At 34.8% G+C, this 21,687-nt stretch carries 25 protein-coding genes and 1 pseudogene; 8 read left to right on the top strand and 18 right to left on the bottom strand.

Annotated elements, in window-relative coordinates; all coding sequences use genetic code 11:
* Positions 1-29 precede the first annotated feature (29 nt).
* Positions 30-302: a hypothetical protein gene (locus ACOQFO_RS12475; RefSeq protein ID WP_421689989.1), complete on the top strand. Its 273-nt coding sequence runs from the start codon at positions 30-32 to the stop codon at positions 300-302.
* A gap of 118 nt (positions 303-420) precedes the next feature.
* Here the strand turns inward: ACOQFO_RS12475 and ACOQFO_RS12480 are convergent, their stop codons facing one another.
* The 6 genes from ACOQFO_RS12480 to ACOQFO_RS12505 form a co-directional block, all read right to left on the bottom strand.
* Positions 421-1,614: an acyl-CoA dehydrogenase family protein gene (locus ACOQFO_RS12480; RefSeq protein WP_421689990.1), complete on the bottom strand. Its 1,194-nt coding sequence runs from the start codon at positions 1,612-1,614 to the stop codon at positions 421-423.
* A gap of 10 nt (positions 1,615-1,624) precedes the next feature.
* A complete protein-coding gene (locus tag ACOQFO_RS12485; protein ID WP_421689991.1) occupies positions 1,625-2,794 on the bottom strand; it encodes a saccharopine dehydrogenase C-terminal domain-containing protein in 1,170 nt (389 codons plus the stop codon).
* A gap of 20 nt (positions 2,795-2,814) precedes the next feature.
* Positions 2,815-4,293, bottom strand: coding sequence for an aldehyde dehydrogenase family protein (locus tag ACOQFO_RS12490; RefSeq protein WP_421689992.1), 1,479 nt, complete (start codon positions 4,291-4,293; stop codon positions 2,815-2,817).
* 423 nt (positions 4,294-4,716) lie between these two features.
* Positions 4,717-5,544: an undecaprenyl-diphosphate phosphatase gene (locus tag ACOQFO_RS12495; RefSeq protein WP_421689993.1), complete on the bottom strand. Its 828-nt coding sequence runs from the start codon at positions 5,542-5,544 to the stop codon at positions 4,717-4,719.
* Positions 5,545-5,792: 248 nt separating this feature from the next.
* Positions 5,793-8,000 (bottom strand): histidine kinase dimerization/phospho-acceptor domain-containing protein, encoded by a 2,208-nt coding sequence (locus tag ACOQFO_RS12500; RefSeq protein WP_421689994.1) that lies wholly within the window; start codon positions 7,998-8,000, stop codon positions 5,793-5,795.
* A 144-nt stretch (positions 8,001-8,144) separates the two neighbouring features.
* Positions 8,145-8,840 carry a response regulator transcription factor gene (locus tag ACOQFO_RS12505; RefSeq protein ID WP_421689995.1) on the bottom strand — a complete coding sequence of 232 codons (696 nt, stop codon included), beginning with the start codon at positions 8,838-8,840 and terminating at the stop codon, positions 8,145-8,147.
* Between the two features lie 356 nt (positions 8,841-9,196).
* Between ACOQFO_RS12505 and ACOQFO_RS12510 the strand changes: the two genes are divergently transcribed.
* Positions 9,197-9,472 carry an AbrB/MazE/SpoVT family DNA-binding domain-containing protein gene (locus tag ACOQFO_RS12510; RefSeq protein WP_421689996.1) on the top strand — a complete coding sequence of 92 codons (276 nt, stop codon included), beginning with the start codon at positions 9,197-9,199 and terminating at the stop codon, positions 9,470-9,472.
* A 92-nt stretch (positions 9,473-9,564) separates the two neighbouring features.
* Complete coding sequence (locus ACOQFO_RS12515) at positions 9,565-10,176, top strand: nuclease-related domain-containing protein (protein WP_421689997.1); 612 nt, start codon at positions 9,565-9,567, stop codon at positions 10,174-10,176.
* Positions 10,177-11,307: 1,131 nt separating this feature from the next.
* Here the strand turns inward: ACOQFO_RS12515 and ACOQFO_RS12520 are convergent.
* From ACOQFO_RS12520 to ACOQFO_RS12570, 11 genes and pseudogenes are all read right to left on the bottom strand, one after another.
* Positions 11,308-11,599: pseudogene (locus tag ACOQFO_RS12520) on the bottom strand (reverse transcriptase/maturase family protein); the annotation flags it as partial.
* Positions 11,600-12,121: 522 nt separating this feature from the next.
* The gene (locus tag ACOQFO_RS12525; RefSeq protein WP_421689998.1) at positions 12,122-12,361 is read right to left on the bottom strand and encodes a hypothetical protein; all 240 of its coding nucleotides are present in this window, start codon (positions 12,359-12,361) and stop codon (positions 12,122-12,124) included.
* Positions 12,362-13,061: 700 nt separating this feature from the next.
* The gene (locus ACOQFO_RS12530) at positions 13,062-14,378 is read right to left on the bottom strand and encodes an IS1380 family transposase (protein WP_421689999.1); all 1,317 of its coding nucleotides are present in this window, start codon (positions 14,376-14,378) and stop codon (positions 13,062-13,064) included.
* A 148-nt stretch (positions 14,379-14,526) separates the two neighbouring features.
* Positions 14,527-14,760: a hypothetical protein gene (locus ACOQFO_RS12535; protein WP_421690000.1), complete on the bottom strand. Its 234-nt coding sequence runs from the start codon at positions 14,758-14,760 to the stop codon at positions 14,527-14,529.
* A gap of 14 nt (positions 14,761-14,774) precedes the next feature.
* Positions 14,775-14,975, bottom strand: a complete 201-nt coding sequence (locus tag ACOQFO_RS12540) for a hypothetical protein (protein WP_421690001.1) — start codon at positions 14,973-14,975, stop codon at positions 14,775-14,777.
* Positions 14,976-15,009: 34 nt separating this feature from the next.
* Positions 15,010-15,474: a hypothetical protein gene (locus ACOQFO_RS12545; protein WP_421690002.1), complete on the bottom strand. Its 465-nt coding sequence runs from the start codon at positions 15,472-15,474 to the stop codon at positions 15,010-15,012.
* Between the two features lie 21 nt (positions 15,475-15,495).
* Positions 15,496-15,705, bottom strand: coding sequence for a hypothetical protein (locus ACOQFO_RS12550; RefSeq protein WP_421690003.1), 210 nt, complete (start codon positions 15,703-15,705; stop codon positions 15,496-15,498).
* Between the two features lie 72 nt (positions 15,706-15,777).
* The gene (locus ACOQFO_RS12555) at positions 15,778-16,050 is read right to left on the bottom strand and encodes a hypothetical protein (protein ID WP_421690004.1); all 273 of its coding nucleotides are present in this window, start codon (positions 16,048-16,050) and stop codon (positions 15,778-15,780) included.
* 96 nt (positions 16,051-16,146) lie between these two features.
* Positions 16,147-16,344, bottom strand: a complete 198-nt coding sequence (locus ACOQFO_RS12560; RefSeq protein WP_421690005.1) for a hypothetical protein — start codon at positions 16,342-16,344, stop codon at positions 16,147-16,149.
* A 191-nt stretch (positions 16,345-16,535) separates the two neighbouring features.
* Positions 16,536-17,537, bottom strand: a complete 1,002-nt coding sequence (locus ACOQFO_RS12565; protein ID WP_421690006.1) for a phosphotransferase — start codon at positions 17,535-17,537, stop codon at positions 16,536-16,538.
* Positions 17,538-17,643: 106 nt separating this feature from the next.
* Positions 17,644-18,051, bottom strand: coding sequence for a hypothetical protein (locus ACOQFO_RS12570; RefSeq protein WP_421690007.1), 408 nt, complete (start codon positions 18,049-18,051; stop codon positions 17,644-17,646).
* Between ACOQFO_RS12570 and ACOQFO_RS12575 the strand changes: the two genes are divergently transcribed.
* The 5 genes from ACOQFO_RS12575 to ACOQFO_RS12595 all read left to right on the top strand — a co-directional run bounded on the left by ACOQFO_RS12575 (position 18,002) and on the right by ACOQFO_RS12595 (position 20,998).
* Positions 18,002-18,409 carry a hypothetical protein gene (locus ACOQFO_RS12575; RefSeq protein WP_421690008.1) on the top strand — a complete coding sequence of 136 codons (408 nt, stop codon included), beginning with the start codon at positions 18,002-18,004 and terminating at the stop codon, positions 18,407-18,409. The two genes, ACOQFO_RS12570 and ACOQFO_RS12575, sit on opposite strands and share 50 nt — an antisense overlap.
* Before the next feature lie 231 nt (positions 18,410-18,640).
* Complete coding sequence (locus ACOQFO_RS12580) at positions 18,641-19,570, top strand: hypothetical protein (protein ID WP_421690009.1); 930 nt, start codon at positions 18,641-18,643, stop codon at positions 19,568-19,570.
* Positions 19,567-20,433, top strand: a complete 867-nt coding sequence (locus ACOQFO_RS12585; RefSeq protein ID WP_421690010.1) for a thiamine biosynthesis protein ThiF — start codon at positions 19,567-19,569, stop codon at positions 20,431-20,433. Before ACOQFO_RS12580 ends, ACOQFO_RS12585 begins: the two co-directional genes overlap by 4 nt.
* A complete protein-coding gene (locus ACOQFO_RS12590; protein ID WP_421690011.1) occupies positions 20,420-20,743 on the top strand; it encodes a hypothetical protein in 324 nt (107 codons plus the stop codon). The genes ACOQFO_RS12585 and ACOQFO_RS12590 overlap by 14 nt, the downstream gene beginning before the upstream one ends.
* A 96-nt stretch (positions 20,744-20,839) precedes the next feature.
* On the top strand, positions 20,840-20,998 hold the full coding sequence (locus tag ACOQFO_RS12595) for a DpnD/PcfM family protein (protein WP_421690012.1): 159 nt from the start codon (positions 20,840-20,842) through the stop codon (positions 20,996-20,998).
* A 91-nt stretch (positions 20,999-21,089) separates the two neighbouring features.
* On the opposite strand, the gene ACOQFO_RS12600 is transcribed toward ACOQFO_RS12595, so the two are convergent.
* Positions 21,090-21,473: a hypothetical protein gene (locus ACOQFO_RS12600; protein ID WP_421690013.1), complete on the bottom strand. Its 384-nt coding sequence runs from the start codon at positions 21,471-21,473 to the stop codon at positions 21,090-21,092.
* Positions 21,474-21,687: the final 214 nt, after the last annotated feature.

Genomic DNA, 21,687 nt, shown 5'->3' on the forward strand with positions numbered 1-21,687 from the left:
TGGCTGATTCCCTATGCATTCCGATTCTTTTGGCTGATTCGGAACCTGAGTTGGCTGATTTCCAGCCGATTTTGGCTGATTTCCCCGAGCTTTTGGCTGATTCCCTATGCCTTCCGATTCCTTTGGCTGATTTGGAACCTAAGTTGGCTGATTTCCAGCCGATTTTGGCTTATTCCCCCGAGATTTTGGCTGATTTCCCTGAGCTTTTAGCTGATTCCCTATGCCTTCCGATTCCTTTGGCTGATTCGGAACCTGAGTTGGCTGATTTCCTTAAACTCCCGGCTGATTCCCTCGATCTATAAGCTGATTTCTCCAATCACCACATCTGCAGCAGCACTACATCCCCCTAATCCTAAAATCCTATCAATCAATAAAAAAACGTGAAGATTCCCAAGAATCTTCACGCCCCAAAAAGTCCCCTTATTCAGCAAATGGCCATTTCGGCAACATTTTATTTAATGGTTTATCTTCACGGCGACCTAATACGTAGTCTGCCTGCATGATTGTATGAATTTCACGAGTTCCTTCATAGATGACAGGTGCTTTGGAGTTACGTAAGTAGCGCGCGACTGGATACTCATCAGAATATCCGTATGCCCCGTGAATTTGCACTGCATCATCAGCGGCCTTATTGGCAAAATCACATGCTTGCCATTTTGCTAATGAAGTTTCTCTCGTATTTCGGACCCCTTTGTTTTTTAGCTCACCTACACGATAAACAAGTAGGCGGCTCATTTGATAACCAGCTTCCATTTTCGCAATCATCTGACCTACTAATTGGTGTTCACCAATTGGTTTTCCAAATGTTTTACGTTCTACACAGTACTTTACACTTGCCTCAAGACAAGCGGAGATTAATCCAACTGCACCTGCAGCTACTGTGAAGCGGCCATTATCTAATGCAGACATGGCAATTTTAAAGCCTTCCCCTTCTTCACCTAAGCGATTTTCTACTGGTATACGTAAGTCGTCGAAGAATAATTCTCCCGTATTTCCCGCACGAATTCCGTATTTCCCTTTGATTGCTTTAGATGAGAAACCTGGCATAGTACGTTCCACTATAAAAGCGGTAATTCCATGGTGTTTTTTAGATTTATCAGTATAGGCAAAAACAATGAAATGATCCGCAATGTCGCACAGTGAAATCCATGTTTTTTGCCCGTTTAATATATAGTAATCCCCTTCTCGTTTTGCAAATGAATCCATTGCTGCTACGTCTGAACCTGCACCTGGTTCTGTTAAACCAAATGCACCTATTTTTTCTCCCTTTGCTTGTGGAACTAAGTATTTAAGCTTTTGTTCCTCTGTCCCCCATTGCATGAGTGTCATACTATTTAAACCAGTATGGACGGATACAGCTGTTCGGAAGGCTGTGTCTCCACGTTCCAGCTCTTCACATACGATAGCTAAGCTATTGTAATCCATTCCCGCTCCACCGTATTTTTCAGGTATGCATACACCCATTAAACCTAAATCAGCAAGTTTCTTCCAAATGGCTGGATCGAATCCACCTTCTGCGTCCCATCGTGCAATATGAGGCATGATTTCACTATCTACAAATTGTCTTACTGTTTTTCTTAGTAATTGTTGTTCTTCTGTAAAGTCAAAATTCATCCTTATCACCTTACCATTTCACGATTGTAGAACGGTGTTTTGTTTCTTTAATCATTACCCCTCGTTTTGCCATTTGTTCAATATATACTTTACCCGGTACGATTGTTTCAGGAGTGAATACTCCGCGTTCATTGATTTCCCCAGAACCGACCATAACAGCGACAACAGCAATCGTACAAGCTGTTGCACGAGCCATTGCTGTCATATAGTCATCTTGGTTGCGAACAATAATCGTTTCATATTCATAGGTTACTTGCTCGCCTTTCTTTTCCCCTGAAATAATACCACGTAATAGTAGAGCATCTCGTTGATCCCCTTGGTCTAACTTTTTCTTTAGAGCTTCACGGACAACATCGCGTACTTTTACTTCTGTACCGTTTACTTGCACTTTATTTTCCTTATCGATAAATCCTAAATCAACAAGTAACTTAAATTTTTCTGCATGGCCTTTATAACGAATTGTTTTGTACTCTAATGTTTTTACATTAGGGAATGTTTTAATAAGGGTTGATGTCCCTCCAGAAGTATAGAATGCTTCCATTACGCCAAATTGTTCAAAATAAACTTGCTCTACCCCTGAAAGTGATTCTACTTCGGTTAATTTACCGTTTAAGATAACTTTAGATGGCTCTGTATAATGATCCAGAACGCCTTCAAGTGAAAATACTCTTGTATAGTTTAACGGTGCTACTGGTTTTGTTGGAATACCACCAACGTATAGTTTCATAGATTCCACTGAATCTAATTTCGAAGCACCATATCCAGCTAAGATATTAATCATTCCAGGCGCTACCCCTAAGTCGGGAATAATTGTTACGCCTTTTGCTTTTGCTTCTTCGTGTAGGTTTAAGATGTGGTCTGTTACTTCACCGATATGTCCCCCAAGGTCAACGGAGTGAACGCCTACTTCTATAGCAGTCTTTGCAACTTTTTCATTAAATTCATAGAATAGAGCGTTAACACAGACATCCCCTTTTGCCATACATGCACGCAATTCATCATCATTTTTTGCATTCAGTTGTACTGATTCTAGTTTTTCTGAATTCAGTTGTTGAGCAAAACTTTCCACAACAGATAGATCAATATCAGCCAAGAAAACTTTTTCAACTTTATCATTCGCTACTAAATCACGCGCTACTTCTTTCCCCATTAAACCAGCGCCTAATACTACAACCTTCATACATACATCCCCTTTTCAGTTTATTCTGTATCTATTTGAGCTCTTTGCAGTTTACCGCTGTAATCTACATAAATACTTTTCCACTCAGTATAGACATCAAGAGCAGCTTGACCGGAATCACGGTGGCCATTGCCTGTTCCTTTCGTTCCACCAAATGGAAGATGTATTTCTGCACCAGTTGTTCCTGCATTGATATAAACAATTCCCGTATCTAAATCTCGTTGAGCTTTAAATATTTTATTTACATCTTGAGAGAAAATCGAACTTGATAAACCAAACTTCACACTGTTGTTCACTTCAACTGCTTCTTCTAAACTATTAACCTCAATGATGCTAACAACTGGACCAAAAATTTCTTCTTGTGCAATTGTCATTTCATTTTTCACATCTGTAAAGACAGTTGGTTCAAAGTAATAACCCTTATCAAATGGTGGTGTAGAAAGTTTGTTACCTCCCACTAGTAACTTTGCTCCTTCTTCCTTACCAATTTGAACATAGTGATGTATCTTTTCTAGAGCAGATTTGTTAATAACAGGTCCTACTTTTACCGTTGGATCTAATCCATCTCCAATTGTAAGCTGTCCAATTGCTTCAACTAACATTTCCTCTAATTCATTTTTTACATCCTTATGGACAATGACTCTGCTACATGCTGTACAACGTTGTCCCGCAGTACCAAAAGCACTCCAAATAATCGCCTCTGTCGCAAGTTTTAAATCTGCATCATCCATGACAATGACTGCATTTTTACCGCCCATTTCAAGGGAAACTTTTTTCAAATGTTTTCCACCAAGCTCAGCAACTTTACTACCCGTAGCATTTGAACCCGTAAAGGAAATAACTTTCACATCCGGATGTTCGATTAAAGCCGTTCCTACTTCAGTACCTGCACCGAATACAATATTTGCTACCCCATCTGGCAGCCCAACTTCTTCGAAAATTTTCCCTAGTTCATAAGCCATCATCGGTGTTTCAATAGAAGGCTTCCAAACAAATGTATTCCCTGCTACTAACGCAGGGAAAGACTTCCACGTCGCAATAGCGATCGGGAAATTCCACGGTGTGATTAACCCAACTACCCCAATTGGACTTCTAACACTCATGGCAAACTTATCAGCTAGTTCAGAAGGTGTAGTTTCCCCAAACAAACGTCTTCCTTCGCCAGCCATATAAAATGCCATATCAATTCCTTCTTGCACTTCACCTCGAGCTTCTTCAATCACTTTCCCCATTTCTTTCGTTAGGATTTGTGCAAGATGCTCTTTCTTTTCTTTTAACTTAAAACCAATTTCATATAAATATTCCGCGCGTTTCGGTGCAGGAATGAGTGCCCATTTTTTCTGAGCAGCCTTCGCAGCTGATACAGCTAATTCAACTTCATTTTTTGTAGATAGAGGTACATCCCCCAAACTTTCCCCATTCGCCGGATTAATAACAGGCACTTTTTGAAGCGACTCTGATTCAATCCACTTTCCACCAATAAAGTTTTTCAGTTCCATAGCACCCTCCTTGAATTTTACAAAATTTCTTTTATATCGTTTTATTATTCGACATTTTCTACTTAAAACCCTTTTTTTCTAAATATTAAGTTTTAATAATAATATTTTTCGAAAAATATTGTACGGATAATAAATATAGGAATTTTTTACATTAAATGAAGTTAATAAAAACCAATTGATCTTTTATCACTTGATAATATGTATATGTATGATTTTGTACTAGCATTCAATTACTAAGATCCTAGCATTTAACTTTGAATAAATAAAAAGAAGCCGTTCCATTCCTGAGGCAGCTTCTAAATCATCTTTTTTTAATTAAATTGCTTTGCTAATCTTCGTTCTAATATCCCCATCTTTACCAGTACCAATTTCCCATTTTGCATAACAAAAATCCCCTCTCTCAATAGAGAAGGGATTTAGTCATTATAGATAAATTACAACAATTAATACAGCTGCTAATACAAGGCGATATATTGCAAAAGGGACTAATTTTACACGAGATATTAATCTTAAGAAGAACTTAATCGCTAATAGTGCGAATACAAACGCACTGACGAAACCAACAACATAGAATGATAAGTGATCAAAGTTGATGGCATCCCAGTTTTTAAATAGAGATAATCCACTTGCACCTGCCATGATTGGAACAGCCATAATAAATGTAAAGTCTGAAGCTGTTCTATGGTCTAACCCAAGTACTACCCCACCAGATATTGTTGCTCCTGAACGTGAAAATCCTGGCCATAAAGATAAACATTGAATAATACCAACTTTAAATGCAGTTCCATAAGATAAGTCATCCAATGAAGTAATTTTTGGTCTTCTTGGTCCGAACTTATCAGCTACAATCATCCAGATAGCTCCAATTACAAGACCGACAATTACTGTTTCAGTTGTAAATAAATTCTCATCAATAAAATCCTCAAATAAAACCCCTAAAACACCAGCAGGAATAATCCCAACAATTACATGTCCAAGATTGAATTTTCTTGAGCTAGTTTGTCCAGGTATTTTATAAAGACCGACTAAACTTAACATTCGTTTCCACATGACGACAACGACAGCTAAGATCGAACCAAGCTGAATGACGATTTTAAATGTATTCGCTGATTCACTACCTAAAAAATTCATCGTTTTTAACCACATGTCATCAACAATAATTAAATGCCCAGTTGAAGATACAGGCGCAAACTCTGTCATCCCCTCAACTAAACCAAGGATGACGGCTTTTATTAAATCTAATAGTTCCATAAAAAAGAATTTCTCCTATACAATTTTATTTTACTTTTTAAAATCAACCTTCTTTGAGCGAACACTTAAGTAGGTTTATTAAGTAATGCTAACACTTAGTTATTACTTTATGTCTTGCATTAATAATTCATCACTTATACAAAAATATCCTGTTTAAGTATACCATGGACACTTTAAATATTCATTTTGTAATTCATTTTTAACAAATGAAAAGTTGGCATCACCAAAAATAGTAATGCCAATTTGTATTAGTAGTCAGTAGGTATTGAAACAGTCACTTTAAATAAATCTCCATCTACTTCTATTTTCATCCGTCCATTATGCAAGTCAACAATTGACTGAGCAATAGCTAGTCCTAATCCAGAACCATCTGTATGGCGTGATGCATCCGCACGTTTAAATCGTTCTGTTAACTCTTCTACATTTTCACTTAATTCATAGTTAGAAATATTTTTCACTGTAAATTCAGCATGTCGACCGTTTTGAGTTAATGTTAAGTAGACTCTCGATCCTTTTAATGAGTATTTAATTGCATTCACAACCAAATTATCAAGTACCCGCCACATTTTTTGCCCATCTACATAAGCAATGATTGGTTGTTCTGGTGTGGACACCTTTATTTCTAACCCAGCCTCCTTAAAGGATTCATCGTGTTCGCCAATTGCTTGTTGAAACAATTGAGTTAAATCAAGTCTTTGCTTAAACAATTCAATATTTCCACTTGCCATTTTCGATACTTCAAACAAATCCTCGATTAAAGTTTTAAGTCGAGCTGATTTCTTATCAAGTACATCGATGTACTGCTTTCTTTCCTCTTCAGTAATATCTGGTTTCTTCAACAAATCCGTATACGTAATGATCGATGTAAGAGGCGTGCGTAAATCATGACTAACATTTGTAATGAGCTCCGTTTTTAGTCGCTCACTTTTTGCCTGTTCTGTCATTGACTTTCTAACACCTTCACGTAAACTATTTAAGTTTCGAGCGTGAGTCGCAAGTGACGATTTTCCTTTCACTTTAATGTCCGAAGTTAATCGCCCTTCTGCCATATCCTCCGTTTGTTTAATAATTCGGTTTAGATAGCCTATTTTCCGAAGAAATGATAACACGACTGGCATTGCTACAAAAACAAAGAGAAATGCGTAAATAGCTGCTAAATCACCATGAGAGAAAGCTCCTATTAATCCAATTCCAGCAAAAAACGCTGTAGCAATAACAAATAATGTATGGAATGCAATTGATCGATCTAACAGTAAGTCCTTAACCCCTATTGCTAAACGATAAGTATAGGTTTCCATTATTTCTTCTCTTAAGTTGCTCGTATTCTTAATAGATTTCCAAATCCAAATTGCTCCTATAACTGTAGCAGAAGTGGTAGCAAACATGACAATTCCATCAAAGATCACATCAAATATAAATGCGTTTAAGTTTTGAATGGAGTAATATTCACCAAACGACCATCCAATGCCATCCATTGTCCCGAGCGAGATCATTGCAAGTATGAATACAATAACTGCACGAATATCAATTGGCCAAGTTGAAAATTGCTTTTCTGCCTTTTCAAACACTTCGAACTCTTTTAATGAAGGCCTTGCAAAAGTAAATAATGCAACAACGGCCACTATGCCTGATATCCAGATAAAGTAAAGGATATATTTCTTAATATTGAATGACCAATACTCCTCATGGATAGGTGATGAAGCTATTAATCTTTGAGGTAAATAAATTACGCCTTCAAACTGGGCTGCTTCTCCTGGAACATCAAATGAAGTAAAGGGCTCCAAACTTGCAGAATCATTATTATTAACATTGATATAAAATGAACTATCAACATATAAAAGTGAGTTTTGTTTTCCATAGGATTTAGAATAAACTACAGATTCATTTTTAAAATTAGGAGACTCGATCTTTTCACCTGTTTCAACATTTGTAAAACTATAAGTGAAATAAGAATATTCATGTTGCAAACTCTTTTTTAGTCCTTCTTGCTCTTTAGCATATCGGTCAATTTGTTTTTCTCGATCACTTCTTATTTTCTCTTCGACATATTCATCACTTTTAAAGTTTTGCGTTATATCTGCAATTTTTTTATCTCGTTCAGCAATGAGTTGCTCTTTTAAGGTTGCATTATTTTCTGCTTCGGCTGATGCAATTCGGTCACTATATTGACTTTGTATGCTTTCAATTTGTTCCGTCATTGAACCATAATAATTTCGATATTGCTCAATTTCTGCTTGTGTTACCGTAATAGAATCCTTTGCTTTTTCTGCATCAAAAGGCAGTAGTACCAATTGTCCAAGTTGTTCTTTAAAAGAATCAAAGCTTGACTGGAATTGATTTGATTCAAAATAGGATTTTCCAATGATTCTGCTTCCTTCATTTTTTAATAGTGTGAAGGCAATCGCCACCCACATAATAAGAAAAAGTGTGAGGAGTAATTTCCCTTTAGTTTTCATCGTTTTCCTCCTCAAAATAGTCTAGCTAACATTTTTAATGCTTCTATAAATCGTCCACTGACAAAATGAAATGTGTAAATGCTTATCAGTATTAGTCCGATCATTACGGAAAGTATTACAGTTCCTGTGGCGAAGGTTTCAATTTTACTTCTCAATTTTGTAACCAATTCCCCACACCACCTTTAAATATCTTGGGTTTTTTGGATCTGCTTCGATTTTTTCTCTAATTTTTCGAATGTGGACTGCTACAACATTTTCCGCATTGTAAGCTTCTTCATTCCAAACTAATTCATAGATTTCATTGATCGAAAATACTCGACCTGCATTTTTTAATAGTAGTTCTGTAATCTTAAATTCAATTGGTGTAAGTTTCACGGGCTCTCCATTTAACTTAACTTCCTTCGCTTCTGGATCAAGTGAAAGCCCATTAACGTCGATTGATGTAGATGGTTGACCATTATAAGTACCCAGTTCAACATAGCGTCTTAACTGTGATTTGACTCTAGCCATTAGTTCAAGCGGATGGAATGGCTTTGTAATATAATCATCAGCCCCAACAGATAATCCGTGAATTTTATCTGTATCCTCAACTTTTGCGCTAAGCATTATAATAGGAATGTTCCGTTCTGCTCGAATCTTAAACGTGGCTGTTATACCATCCATATTGGGCATCATGATATCTAGGATAATTAAGTGAACTTCATTTTTTTCTAATAACTGTAAAGCTTCTAATCCGTCACTAGCCTTTAAAACATTGTACCCCTCGTTTTTTAAATAAATCTCAATCCCATCTCGAATATCTTTGTCGTCATCAGTAACGAGTACAGTCAACTTCTTCACTCGTCTCACCTCACTACTTTTTCTTATAAACTTATCTTAACCACAAAATCTTAAAACTCAGTTAGGATAATTCTGAAGAATTTATTAAGATTATAGTGTATTCTCTCTTAACACACTCATAAATACTGATTTTCTCGTAACTTCCATACTAGGTTACATTATTTATATGGGGATATAAAGCGATATAAATGGGAATGAATTGGGATCACTCGCATGCACTACGATCTTCAAGAACTAATATTACAGGAATATTAATTTTCTTAATAAAATATAAATTTAACGATTTTTGGATGCTAAAAATTAAATAGAGTTTATAATTTAACTGTATTACATAAAACAAGAGTGGAGGTCATTTCATGAAATCAACTGGTATTGTTAGGAAATTAGATGTATTAGGACGCATTGTCATACCTAGTGAACTAAGACATCATATTGGCATTGAAGAAAAAGAACCATTAGAAATTTTCTTGGAAGATGACATGATCATACTTCAAAAGTATCAGCCGCCAATGACTTGTTTGGTTACTGGTGAAGTATCCAGTGATAACTTCCGTTTATTAAACGGAAAATTAGTGCTAAGTAAAAAAGGTGCTCATGTCCTTTATGAAAAAATAGGAGAGTTAATTAAGTAAATACATAAAAACCGCCATCCATGTTGGGTAGGCGGTTTAATTGCAATAGTGACTAACCAACTTTATTAAATTCATGAAAATAGGAGGAATAAATGATTTACAAACATCGAACCAAACCTGAAGAATTACAAATACTTGAGTATTTAAACAAGCGAATAAATCTTCCTATTAAGGAGAAAAACTACTACCTTGCTCTTAAAAAGGGATATGAAGGCGAGGTCATGTTTGATAACCTAACGGAACAACTACAATTTGACTGCTTAATATTAAACGATTTACTATTAGAATCTAATAAAAAAACTTTTCAAATTGATACACTTATCATTTCTTCTAACAAAGTTTACTTTTACGAGGTTAAAAACAATGAAGGTGATCATTACTACGAATCTGATAAGATATATAAGTTTCCTAAGGTTGAAATCGCGAACCCAATAAATCAATTGAGTAGATCGGATACCTTATTGAAACAATTAATTCTAAGCCTTGGATATAATATCCCGATAGAGGGCTTAGTAGTTTTTATTAACCCCGAGTTCACCTTATATCAATCACCTCTGAACAAACCATTTCTTTATCCAACTCAAATTAAACATTACCTAAAACAGCTAGATTCCATCACTTCAAAGATAACCAGTAAACATCGAGAATTAGCAGATAAGTTAATCTGTATTTCGCAAGTAAAAATTGAGCCATTTATTAATTAAAAACTGAGCCACTTAAACCTGATTATTTTCCAACCATTCTTTTGTATCTAATATTCGATAAGATGGTCCTACCATATCCACCATGTAAGCTCGATGTGTAAGTCGGTCAGTTAAAGCTGCTGTTAAAACCGGATCTGTTTTTGGGTAAAATACATTTTGTAAGTAAAACTCTGCGAGAGGAAGGGTAGTGAAAATTGAAAATCACGCTTTTTTACAAAAGTGATTAAAATTCAGTTGATTTATTCATGGTTACTGTGAGTTTTAGTCCAAACATAGACATATTTGCTTTTTGTTTTAGAAATGGAGTAATAGTTGCAGGTTTGTGTTATAAATTATTTAACATACGAAAGTGGAAAATTATCAAAGGAGAATAGGAAATATGCATAAAGATTATAGTGAAATGGTTTTAGGACCAAAACCACGGGCTAGACAAAAGAATTTTTTTGTAAGTTTAGAGGAGAGTTTTAAAAATCCTATTATACATAAGGAAATTCATGGCGATAAAGTGTATGTTCCCTTAGATCTAAGTAGGATTTGGGACAGGATACATTAAAATAAGCATATTCATTTGTGTATAGCAACTTCTAGGGTAATTGAGGGACAAGGTGAAAGGACACTTTCGTTTTAGGGTAATAGAATTATCCTAAGTGTTAGAGTAGCCAATAGGGACAATGCCCCTATGTCCCACCCACATACACTCAAGGACATTTACATCAATTTAAATAAAGGGTCTCAGAATCAATAAGAAACGCATTTTTTCTATTGGCTATCATAATCATATAATCATCCCGTCTTCCAAAAATTTGAGTAGGACATATTTTTGGAATAACAAAAGTTTCAACTTCAATTTTTAGCTCCTTCTGGCTACTTCATTCCTAAAATAGATAGTAACGCTCTTCCTAAAAGAAATAATCTTTTAAAAATAAATTTCCTCAAGAAAGAAGCCTCCTTACAAAAGCACTATATAGGTCACGCTGGTAAAACTTAAATCATACATAAGCCAATCGCTGCCCAATATGCTTGAACGAAAAATCAAGATTCTCTTTTTTTATCACTCATAGTATCCCCCTCACTTCCTCATCCTCCCTTATATACCATAATATTGTCCATCATAGTTAAGAAGTTAGTGTCACTAAGTCTCCTATATTCAGGGTTTCGATTTCTTCTTTCCCCTTTTGTAAAAGACCGGGTTAATTCCCTTATGAACTGATCTAGTTCATTTAGATAGATGTTTGCTAAAATCGAACTGATGATTCCACCCTGCGGAGTCCCGCTGAATGTGTGTTGTGATATATCCATTTCTCCTATAACCGGCACGTAAGAATTTCCAGATAAGGTGGATGAATTTTTCATCTTGGATTCTTCTTTTCAGAATATCTACCAACTTGTGATGATTAATGTTATCGAAGAAGCTTTCAATATCATAATCACATATCTAATTATCACCCTCAATATAGAGCAACAAATCAAACAACCATTTGAAATCACAAGTGTTAAATATTATTGCCCCTTTTGTAAAATATGAATTAGAAAAAGCAAAAGATACGTATATGTCCATGCATTGGAGGAAGTTGCTGCAATGACCTATTTAATTGGTAAAGGTATGGACCCACAGACCACTATATAACGAATCGAATCTTGGGAAATTAATGAAATGTTTAAAAAATGACTAGTTGATATGATCCATGCTATAGAGGAAAAACTAGTAGAAATGATTTAAAATGTTTAAAAGTATTTTTAAACTGTCAGCTCGAAAACAGTGGACTTGATGTTTATTAGGAGGACATTTCTTTTATCTGGACCTAAGGAGAATTACATAATAAATAGAGTAATGGGCAGCTTTAAAGCTGTCAATTACTCTATTTCCCACTTTTGTCATCTTTCTACAAGAAGCAGTTCTAAACAAACGGTGTTGAAACTTATTACTCTATACCTTTTTAAATCATTATTCATCTATATCATCTGTGTCGTTTGCATCTTTAGGATCTTCAATTGGTTCTTCTGTATCAGGGTCCACATCATTTTCATCTACATTATCTGGGTCATTTGCATCTTTAGGATCTTCAATTGGCTCTTCTGTATCAGGTGGTGGTGTATCATTAGCCTCTTCTACATTATTACACCCCATTAACATGATGGCAGATAGAAAAACTGCTGTTAATAGTCTTAACCACTTTAGATTCATTTTTTACCCCCCTTTCTATCGTCATTTATATTCCTAAATTATTATCTCCGTTTATTATTTTTTTATTCTAATTTTTATTCTACAGGTTATAAGCATTACCCAAGCTAAGCCTCCATTAAGTTGGACAATACAATGAGGTGAAGTTTTGGGAGTAATTAATGCTAGGGAATCAGATATTGCCTCTTTTTAGGAAGATTATTAAGAGCTGAAGGTGATAAGGAGATGTTACTGTTACTAGTTGGGAACGTTGGAATAAACAAAAAAGGATATGATGATAAGTCATATCGTTAATAAAATGAAATTAGAAACTGAATCGTACTATAAGCTTTGAAAGCTTCAAAAAGGGGGGCCTGGATTTAAGATAATAAATTTGCCATTAAAGGTGTAATTTACCAGTTCAAATTCCTAATGCAGCACATCCGGAGTATTAGGAGGAGGGTTAAACAGACAAATCATATATTTACGTCTTAAATCAGCAGCCATCGAACTGGAATATACTATACCCTGAATTATTCATACCTCGAACATAAATCAGGGTTTTAGGCCAAAAACGATTAGATTCCCGATCCCTTTGAAAGAATCATGATTATTTTTCTTCTGAAAAGCATCTTTCTAGAATGAGGAGCGGAAAAATGCTTGTTTTTGGGCATACTTCTCCCTTGGTCTTAAATCGTGTTTTAAAAAACAGGATTTTTCGATTTTATCCTAGCTTTAGCTGTTGAATCCGCTGAAGTACTTTCCAGAAAAAATCTTGGTATACAAAACTAGAGGACAATTTAAAGTGAAGGGATCGTCCTGATTTCACTAATTTACTAGCCACTTTAATGACCCTTGTACGTATGGTTTCAATTTGCATCCCTTTTTGTGCTTCTGGAAAGCAAAGCGTACGTAGCCAATTCGTTAGGTTATAGGCTAACAGGCTCATTATCATTTTTACTTCATTCACTTGAAAAGAGTGACTGCTCATTTTATCCAAATAAAAACCATTTTTAGCTTCCTTGATGTAGTTCTCCATCGTCCCTCTTTTTTGGTACGTACGAACGATATCTTTTGGAGAGAATACATCTCCCAGACTCGTTACAAAAAATGAATGGGTAAACAACAATTCGCCTGCAGGGCGAACCGATTGGATGATGACCTTTCTCGGCTTAGACCATGATTTCGCTTGATAGTCGATTTCCTCATAATAACATTCAGACTTTGTCACATCTGACGGTACTGTGGCTGGATGACATTCATCTGCCATTCGCTGTAAAATGGCGTTAGATTTCAAACGAATGACATAATAAACCGATTCACGTTCACATAAATCGTACAGAGCTGGAACGGCAAAACCACTATCGCCGCGTAAGAATGGTGTCGTTTCCGGAAATTTTTCGTTGTAATGTTTGATAAGTGGTTCCACAAAATCCACAACACCATTGGACGTATACACATTTCCAGGGCGTAGCTGGGCTTTTAGGAAATCGCCTGTTATCCCATCGAAGGCAACCAATGGATGAAAGCCAACAGTCCCGTAATGGGTATTATAAGCTGTAAATTCTTGTTGTCCATATGTGTCAGCATGTGTTGAATCTAAATCAATGATGAGTGCTTTTGACTCTCTAAGTTCATGTACTTTATCTAAAAGTTCTTGGTTAGCGTGATGTAATTGTTCAATGGACTCATGATCAAATCGTGTATAAAAGCGAGATAAACTTGGTTGAGAAGCTAAGGAGTCAGTCCCAATAATTTGGGTGAAAACAGGATCATTCGTCAATTGATCGGCCGCATCATCCTCAGCATAACCAGCGATGAGTTGATAAAGCTTTTGACGAAGTAGATTTTCATTTGAATGAACATGGTATTTTCTCTCGTCGTTCAGATGCAGGTGTTGAACAAGAGTATCAGAGAATCCGATTTTTTCATCAAACTCTCGAAAAACGAATTCACCTGTATCAGAAGAAAGAGAGCCTCCATCATTTGATAATTTAATTTGACGATTGAAATCTAGTGTTAATTGCGGTAAAGTAGCCATTATAAGAATCCTTTCTGTGGTTATTTCATCGTTGCTTTAACCATATCAGAAATGGATTCTTTTTTCATTTATTTGATGCATGGACCATTTAGCTCAATACCTTGATAGATAAGCATTATTTGGTTATCAAAGATTTTTTATGAATAATTCAGGGAAAAGATTCTACAATAAATTTATTTTTATTTTTCATTTGTAGAGTTCCATTACCCGCTTTTAAACTTTCTGGTGTTATTACTACTTCATAATCGATCAATTTCCATGTTTTGCTTTCTCCCGTAAAAGATAAATAGTAATGATTAGCTGACTTCTCATTCCAATTACAACCCAAAAGTGAAACAATAAGAATTAATAATAAAATTGAGAAAATGCATTTATTTTTCATCACTCTGCCCTCATTTAAATGGAAGTGTTTTTTTTATTCCATTTATTCTCTTTTGCATAATAATCCCAAATGTAATACACGATCCAAAACACGATTAGTGCCGATACTGAATAGTACTTAATTTCATCTGGTAGAAAAGTAAGTAGAAGGACGAACGCAATTAAGAAAGGCGGCATGAGTATCCAGTAACGCTTATTTTTAAAATGCTTGATCACAGATTCCCCCCTAAAAATAGTAAAAAGCTATTAGTCATATATAAGATTCGTAAATTGTTAGCTTATTTCCGTTCAGTTTAAAAATGATAAAATCTTGACCATTTTTTTCTAAAAAGAAATAATCAGCAACTTTGTCTAACCTCTCCGATCTCATTAAATCTTGAACCCAGCTAGGAAATTCATTAATATTAAATTTCTCACCACTTACCCAATTGTTCGATTGTGCCTTAATCTGTTGTAAATCCGTTGCAGATTCATAGTGTAGTTCGGTGATGGAATTCCCATCCCCATGGAAACCTCTATCAAAAAATATGTCTTTCTCCCTATTAGGAATTGGTAATGTTACATTCCATTTGCTTTCAACGGTTTCAATAAATGTTGGATATAAACTAGGAACCAGTAGTGGTATCCACTTCTCTGGGTTTAAGAATAGATATCCAACAATTATGATTAGCCCTAGTATTAAAGATGAAAAAATCAATCTCCACTTTTTCTTCATACTTTTACACCCCACCCCAGATTACTCTTGCTTTTGCCAATCTACATGCTTACTAACCAAATTAATTCCAACTGCTCCAATGATTAAAGTAGATGCAATAAAAGTTATTACAAATGCGATAAAGCCCGCATTCTGCATACCAGTTGTAACAGTCATATATAGCCAAAACAATTCAATCCCAATTAAAATAGCCCACAAGAAAAATAATCCTTGAAATTGTTCTTTATACATTTGAACATCCCCTTTTTATTTGACACTTTTTATTAAACCCATTCCTAATCTCCATGGATAATTAAGCAAATTTCATAGTGGCTCCTGATCTGTTATTTTCCCTTCTTCAGTTGCCCAAACCCTAAATTTCGAACCATTGATTTCTACTATTAATACATATTCGGAAAACCATTCGCCCCATCCACCAATACTATTTATCTTTTCTATATTCATAATTTCCGGATGATTTTGGATTAATTTATCCTTTACATCATTGAACTTACTGTTGATATAAAAACTTATCGAAAAATAAGCGACTAAAATTAAAGTGCCAAAACTCAATAAAATGGTTATAACTTTTTTCAAATTCGTTTCCTCTTTTTATTAGTTTACATGATTTACGGTATAAATTGGTAAATGTTTCAAATTTAATCAAAAAGTAATATATAAATAAAAAATGCATCAATCCTTACTAGATTCCTCTAGCTGACGTTCTTCTTTACTCAATTCAAATTCATCTGGATCCATTTGTATAATTTCTTCCCATTCTGGGTAGTTATGTGTATGGTTTATGTATTTTAAATAATCGTAGGCTGATTTTTTCGCAGCTTCAGGAAGATTTTCGATTAATTTGTATAAGTTTTCATTCCTAATTGCCATGATTCATCACCTCATTTTTATATTATCATACTGATAATTTCATTTTTTTCATCTTTTATAATGTATCAAATTAAGACATTGTAGTTACTGCAAAGATGTTCAGAATTATTAGAAATACAAAACCCATAAGCCACTAAAATAACCCAGATAGATGATAAATGCCAGCCAATTAAGGAACTCAGTAAAATATCCTACCAATCACCAAACATTTCTCTTAAATAAATAAGATTTTCCCCTAACCAAATCATCTCATTTTGGAATTGTACTTCTTGATATCGATCATAGTTTAGGTTAGAACGGATCCACCAAGGACTTTCCATGTACCACAACAAATATAGAGATCGAACAAATACGCCTTTTTCAAGATTTCGCTTTGTTCTATATCCATCTAGAAAAGCCTTAGCACAATTTTCATTAAATGTATCACCATTCAATGCACCTGACATAATTGCTCTTGCAATATCTAATTCAGGATAATCAAAAGCAAAGCGGTCAAAATCAAGAATTGCAGATAACTGATCACCACGAAATAAAATATTGTCCACCCACAAATCACGGTGTGCCCAACCAGGATCGCATGAGTTAATCATACCTAAATTAAATTGTTTAGTAGCCTTCATCTGATTTTCTACCAATTCTCTAAATTGATTATTTTCTTCGTTGGATTCATAAATCGAATTCCAATAGTCTAGACGCTCCTCAACATTTTGGGGAATAAATTTGGGATTTTTTTCATTACTGTATGTACCGTCATTTGCAACATTGTGCATATGCGCAGTCATTTGACCAAGACTATACATCTGCTTTTCATTTAATGTACCAGGTAGAAGATTTTTTCCATCGACAAACTCCATAATGATAAATCTTTCATCGCATGAACTTTTATGTATGATCTTATCCTTTTGTATTAATACTTTTGGACAAAGTGTTCCATTTTCGAACTGTCGTAACTGTTCATGCAAAGCTAGTTCTTGCTCTGAAATAATCACCTCGAAATCGTGTTTTGCGTACCTTTCTTTACTGATTTGCTTAATAACAAACAGCCCTTTTTCCGATTCAACTTTCCATTTTAAGTTTATATATCCTAGATTAATCGGAATCGGATTCTCTAAATGGAGACCAAACAAACTCTCAGTTGCTTCTTTTAACTTTAGAAAAATATCATTTTGAGACTTTTTTAAGACCAATTTCACTCATTCCTTCCTATAAAATCCTTCAAATTTATTCAAAAGTTTTATATCAAATACTAAAGAACTTCAAACATTCTTTGGTGGGACAGAAAACTTGTCTCCAATTTCCCTAATCCATATCAATTAGATTTAATTGATAATCTCCACTAAACATCACATTTACCCATTTATTTGCTTTTGAAATATCTTTTTTCGGGGTTGTTTTAGATTGTGTTGCATTTATATTTTGGCTATATGATATTGCTAATTCTACCTTCGTATTCGGTGAAAAAGGTGAAACGTCAAACCAGATGACCTCTCCTTTTCCAAAAGCACTGTTATCTGCATTGATGACATTTTCACTGAATACTTCTTTCCCATCCACATAAGTGATTATGGTCATATGTTTAATACCTAAAGACTCGTCCATTTCAATCGAAATCCCGCTACCATGCTGCTCTGCTGATTTCGCTGAACATCCAGCTAGTATGAATAAAGATAAAATAACCAATACTACCATTCGTAATTTAGTTTTCAAATTCCTTCCTCCTTCAATTTTCGCAGTAGAAGAAGATGTAAAGTTATTACCCAACACGCAGTTATCTCACTTCCCCTACCCTAACGTTTATAAGGAGGGAATACCAGGTAGCATTTGTTGGGGATTTAATGATCTTCCAACTTTCAAAGATTTACGGGAACTAAGTAGTATTTATCAATTGTTCTTAAGCGCACCGTTTAATGAACATCTCGGAACCCGGATTTTTTCTAAAGAAAAATTTCATACGTTCCAAGAGTACCTCGAATTGCTGGATAAATATGATGAACCACAAGACTTTAAAGATGAAGAGTTAATCCCTTGCGGTTTAACTTTTGCGGATTTATTAAAATTAAACTAATCAAAAAAGGATGATAAATATGTTCAATTTATTTAATTTAATCGATGAAGTAAACGAGGAAAAAGTTGAGAAAAAAACAATAGTGTAGAACATGTAGCTGCAACTACTGAGACTACTACTAAGGACACTGAAAAAATCGAAGTAGCTGCAACTACTGAGATTCCTGGTAGTGACGATACTACTGCTACAGAAAAAGCTGAATCTAAAGAAGAAGTAGTAAAGGAAGAAACTATGAAAGAAACTCAAAAACTAACTGACGCTAACGACGAAGTTAAGACAGATTTCAATGAGTTTGATGTGTCAGAGAAGGAAAAGGTTATTGAGGAAGCAGCAAATCAAACAAATGCCAATTCTAAAGATAATACTCCTTCAAATAAAAAAGAAGACACATTCGAACCTAATGAATTCACTGTGATTCGATATTTTGGACAAGATATAGCAATTACAGAGTATATAACGGCTGAAGAGTTAGCAGAGGGAGTAATGAACAGCAAAAAGGAACGAACACCTGTAACTGCTGAAATCCTTAGAAAACGCATGGAGAAGGATTATCCAGAGTTGGTTAAGTCTCATACTGAAATGTTATTCATTGAGAAGAAAGGTGCTACTTATGTTGTGCCAACAATTAAAGCTAAGAAAAAAGGAGCTGAAACAGTATCTTTAGGTACTGTCTCAGCTTTACCTTTAATTCCATTTTCAATCTTAGGTAATTTTATTAAACTGGCCGAAAAGTTCTCTCTATTGAATTTAGAGATACATGCAGATATCTATTTTGATTCAATTGAAAAAAGATATTTACTGGATGTCCCTGGTCAAACTGTTCATCAATATTATTGTGAAGTCGATGAAGATGCATTATCAATACTTGATCGAGTTGGGATGAATTGTTCTAAAATTGCAGAAATTCATAGCCATCATACTATGGCCCCTACCCCCTCTTCACAAGATAATCAATCAGAAACAGTTAAAGGTATGACTTACATTATTGTAGGAAATATCGACAAATTTTTCCCTTCTATAACTGCGCGTCGATATAACGGAATTGGCTGGGATAACTTAGACCTACATAATGTCTTCGCTCCACCCTCTTATGAGCTACCAACATTTGATGAATCTAAAATCAAATTTGCTTATAAAGAAGGAGCTGTAAGCTTAGTATGATTAGTCTAGTACGTCCTTTTAGTAATGAAACTATTCCCTTTATCGTACAAGTTGGTGTTGGAGGTACAGGCAGTAATGTAGTACAACTTGTTTCTCAAATGTTATCAATTACAGACAAGCATCATGTCTACGTATTGACTGACCCCGATTTAATTGAAGAGAAAAATAAAGGCAACCAATTATTTATCGACGGAGAAGAAGGTTTACCAAAGGCAGAAGTATTAGCTGAAAGGTATTCGCAGTCATTTGGATTAAACCTCTGGTCTTATACTGATCACTATATTGAGAGTGTCGAAGCGTTAAAAAGTTTATTTCAAGTTGATTATACTAACGCGTTAGAAGCCACTTCATATTACTTACCCATTCTAGTTGGTTGCGTAGATAATAACTACTCAAGAAAAATTATGAATCAATTTTTCGATAGTGTGCCTACATGTATCTATATAGATGCTGGTAATGAATCCGTTGAGGTTCCTTCAGATTGGCAAACGAGACCTATCGAACAATGGAATGAAGCAGAAAAAGAAGCTTATTACAATAGCGGTTATAGTGGTCAAGTTGTTGTTGGAGTGAAAATTGACAACAAAGTTCTACAAGAACCTGTTGTGAAAATGTTTCCTGATATTTTAGAGGATACAGATACGATTGCTCCAAGTGAGTTATCTTGCGCGGAATTATCTGCAAGTGAGCCACAACGACTAATCACAAATAAATTTGCAGCATTATCAATTGCTAACGTGATCCAAGAAATATTGTTTGAGAAAAAAATAACACATCATATGACACTGTTCCATGCAAAAAAAGGATATATGCGAAGCATAAAAAAACAAGAATGTGAGGACTTATTATATGGACAAAATTAAGGTTAATCAAGGAATCTATTACGCAATGAAAGAACTTGAGTCTTGGGTTGGTGTAGATAAACATCGGAGTGAAAAAGTATTGAAAATCGCTGAACTACTAGCATATGGATATGAAGTTGAGAATACTCCTGAAGAAGAACTGATTAAATGGTTTAAAAACTCTAAAAAGCAATTAGATAAATTAGAAGTAATGGGTGTTGAACATTTAGATGAAGATTCTCGTGAGGAACACTTTACAACTCTTGATTATCACCGTGTAGAAGTTGCAACTTTGAGTACTGTTTTTAACATTCTAAAAATCAATGTCTAGGAAGCAATTAATGGTTATTTCTGGTTCCTATTCATCGTGGAAATATGCAGAATAGCGACAAAAGCTTAATGTTCAGTTAAGAACGGAGGAATTACAATGAAATTAGTAATAAGAGAAACACTTGAAAGAATTATAGATTTCGAAGGATATGAAAGTAAAGAAGAAGCATTAGCGGAATTAAAACGTGCATATGAAAACGAAGAAGTTGTTTTAGATTCAGACGATTTTGTTCATGTTGAATTTGAAGCATGTTGAGGTGAAAAATGAGGACTGCAATAATGCAGTCTGCAATAATGCAGTCCTTTTTATTTAAATTGGTGATTTTCGACTACTCTCTAAATAATCATTACTCTACCGGAACCGCTGGAATTACTTTATCTGCTCTAGGAATTGGAGTAGGATAAGGACTACCAACCTCAGCAGAACTATCATAAGAAGGTGTTGTTTCATGGATATACTTTAGTGCTTCTTTATATTGTTTTCTTTGCAGCTCTTCAAATTGATTTGGAGACATATTTGATACACTTTTATAAAATTTTTCTTTATCTTCGTCTGAAACATACATTTTTATTCCATATTCATTACTAAGCTTTTCTAAAATTTTCACATATGGAATAATGGCCAAATCAATATCATTATTGTTGTCTTTTGTTTTTGCATTAGGAGTAGAAGTTGAACAAAATACAGATACTAGCAAAAGGGCTAATGAAATATTCAATATTTTCTTCATGTTTTATCTCCTTTTTATTACTCATTACTCAACTTTCGCACCAATAAAGTAGGTGATCCACGTTGATTGTTAAAGGCCTGCGGCCTTTTCATTATGTTACTTGACAATGTTAATGAAAAATGAAAAACACCTCGTTCTTTTGGTATAGTGTAATTAACTAGAAAACACTACCATACAGAAGAGGTGCTCCCTATATGATAGACCAAAATAGCCA

Origin of the sequence: Ureibacillus sp. MALMAid1270 (assembly GCF_049202975.1) — a bacterium.
Lineage (GTDB): Bacteria > Bacillota > Bacilli > Bacillales_A > Planococcaceae > Ureibacillus.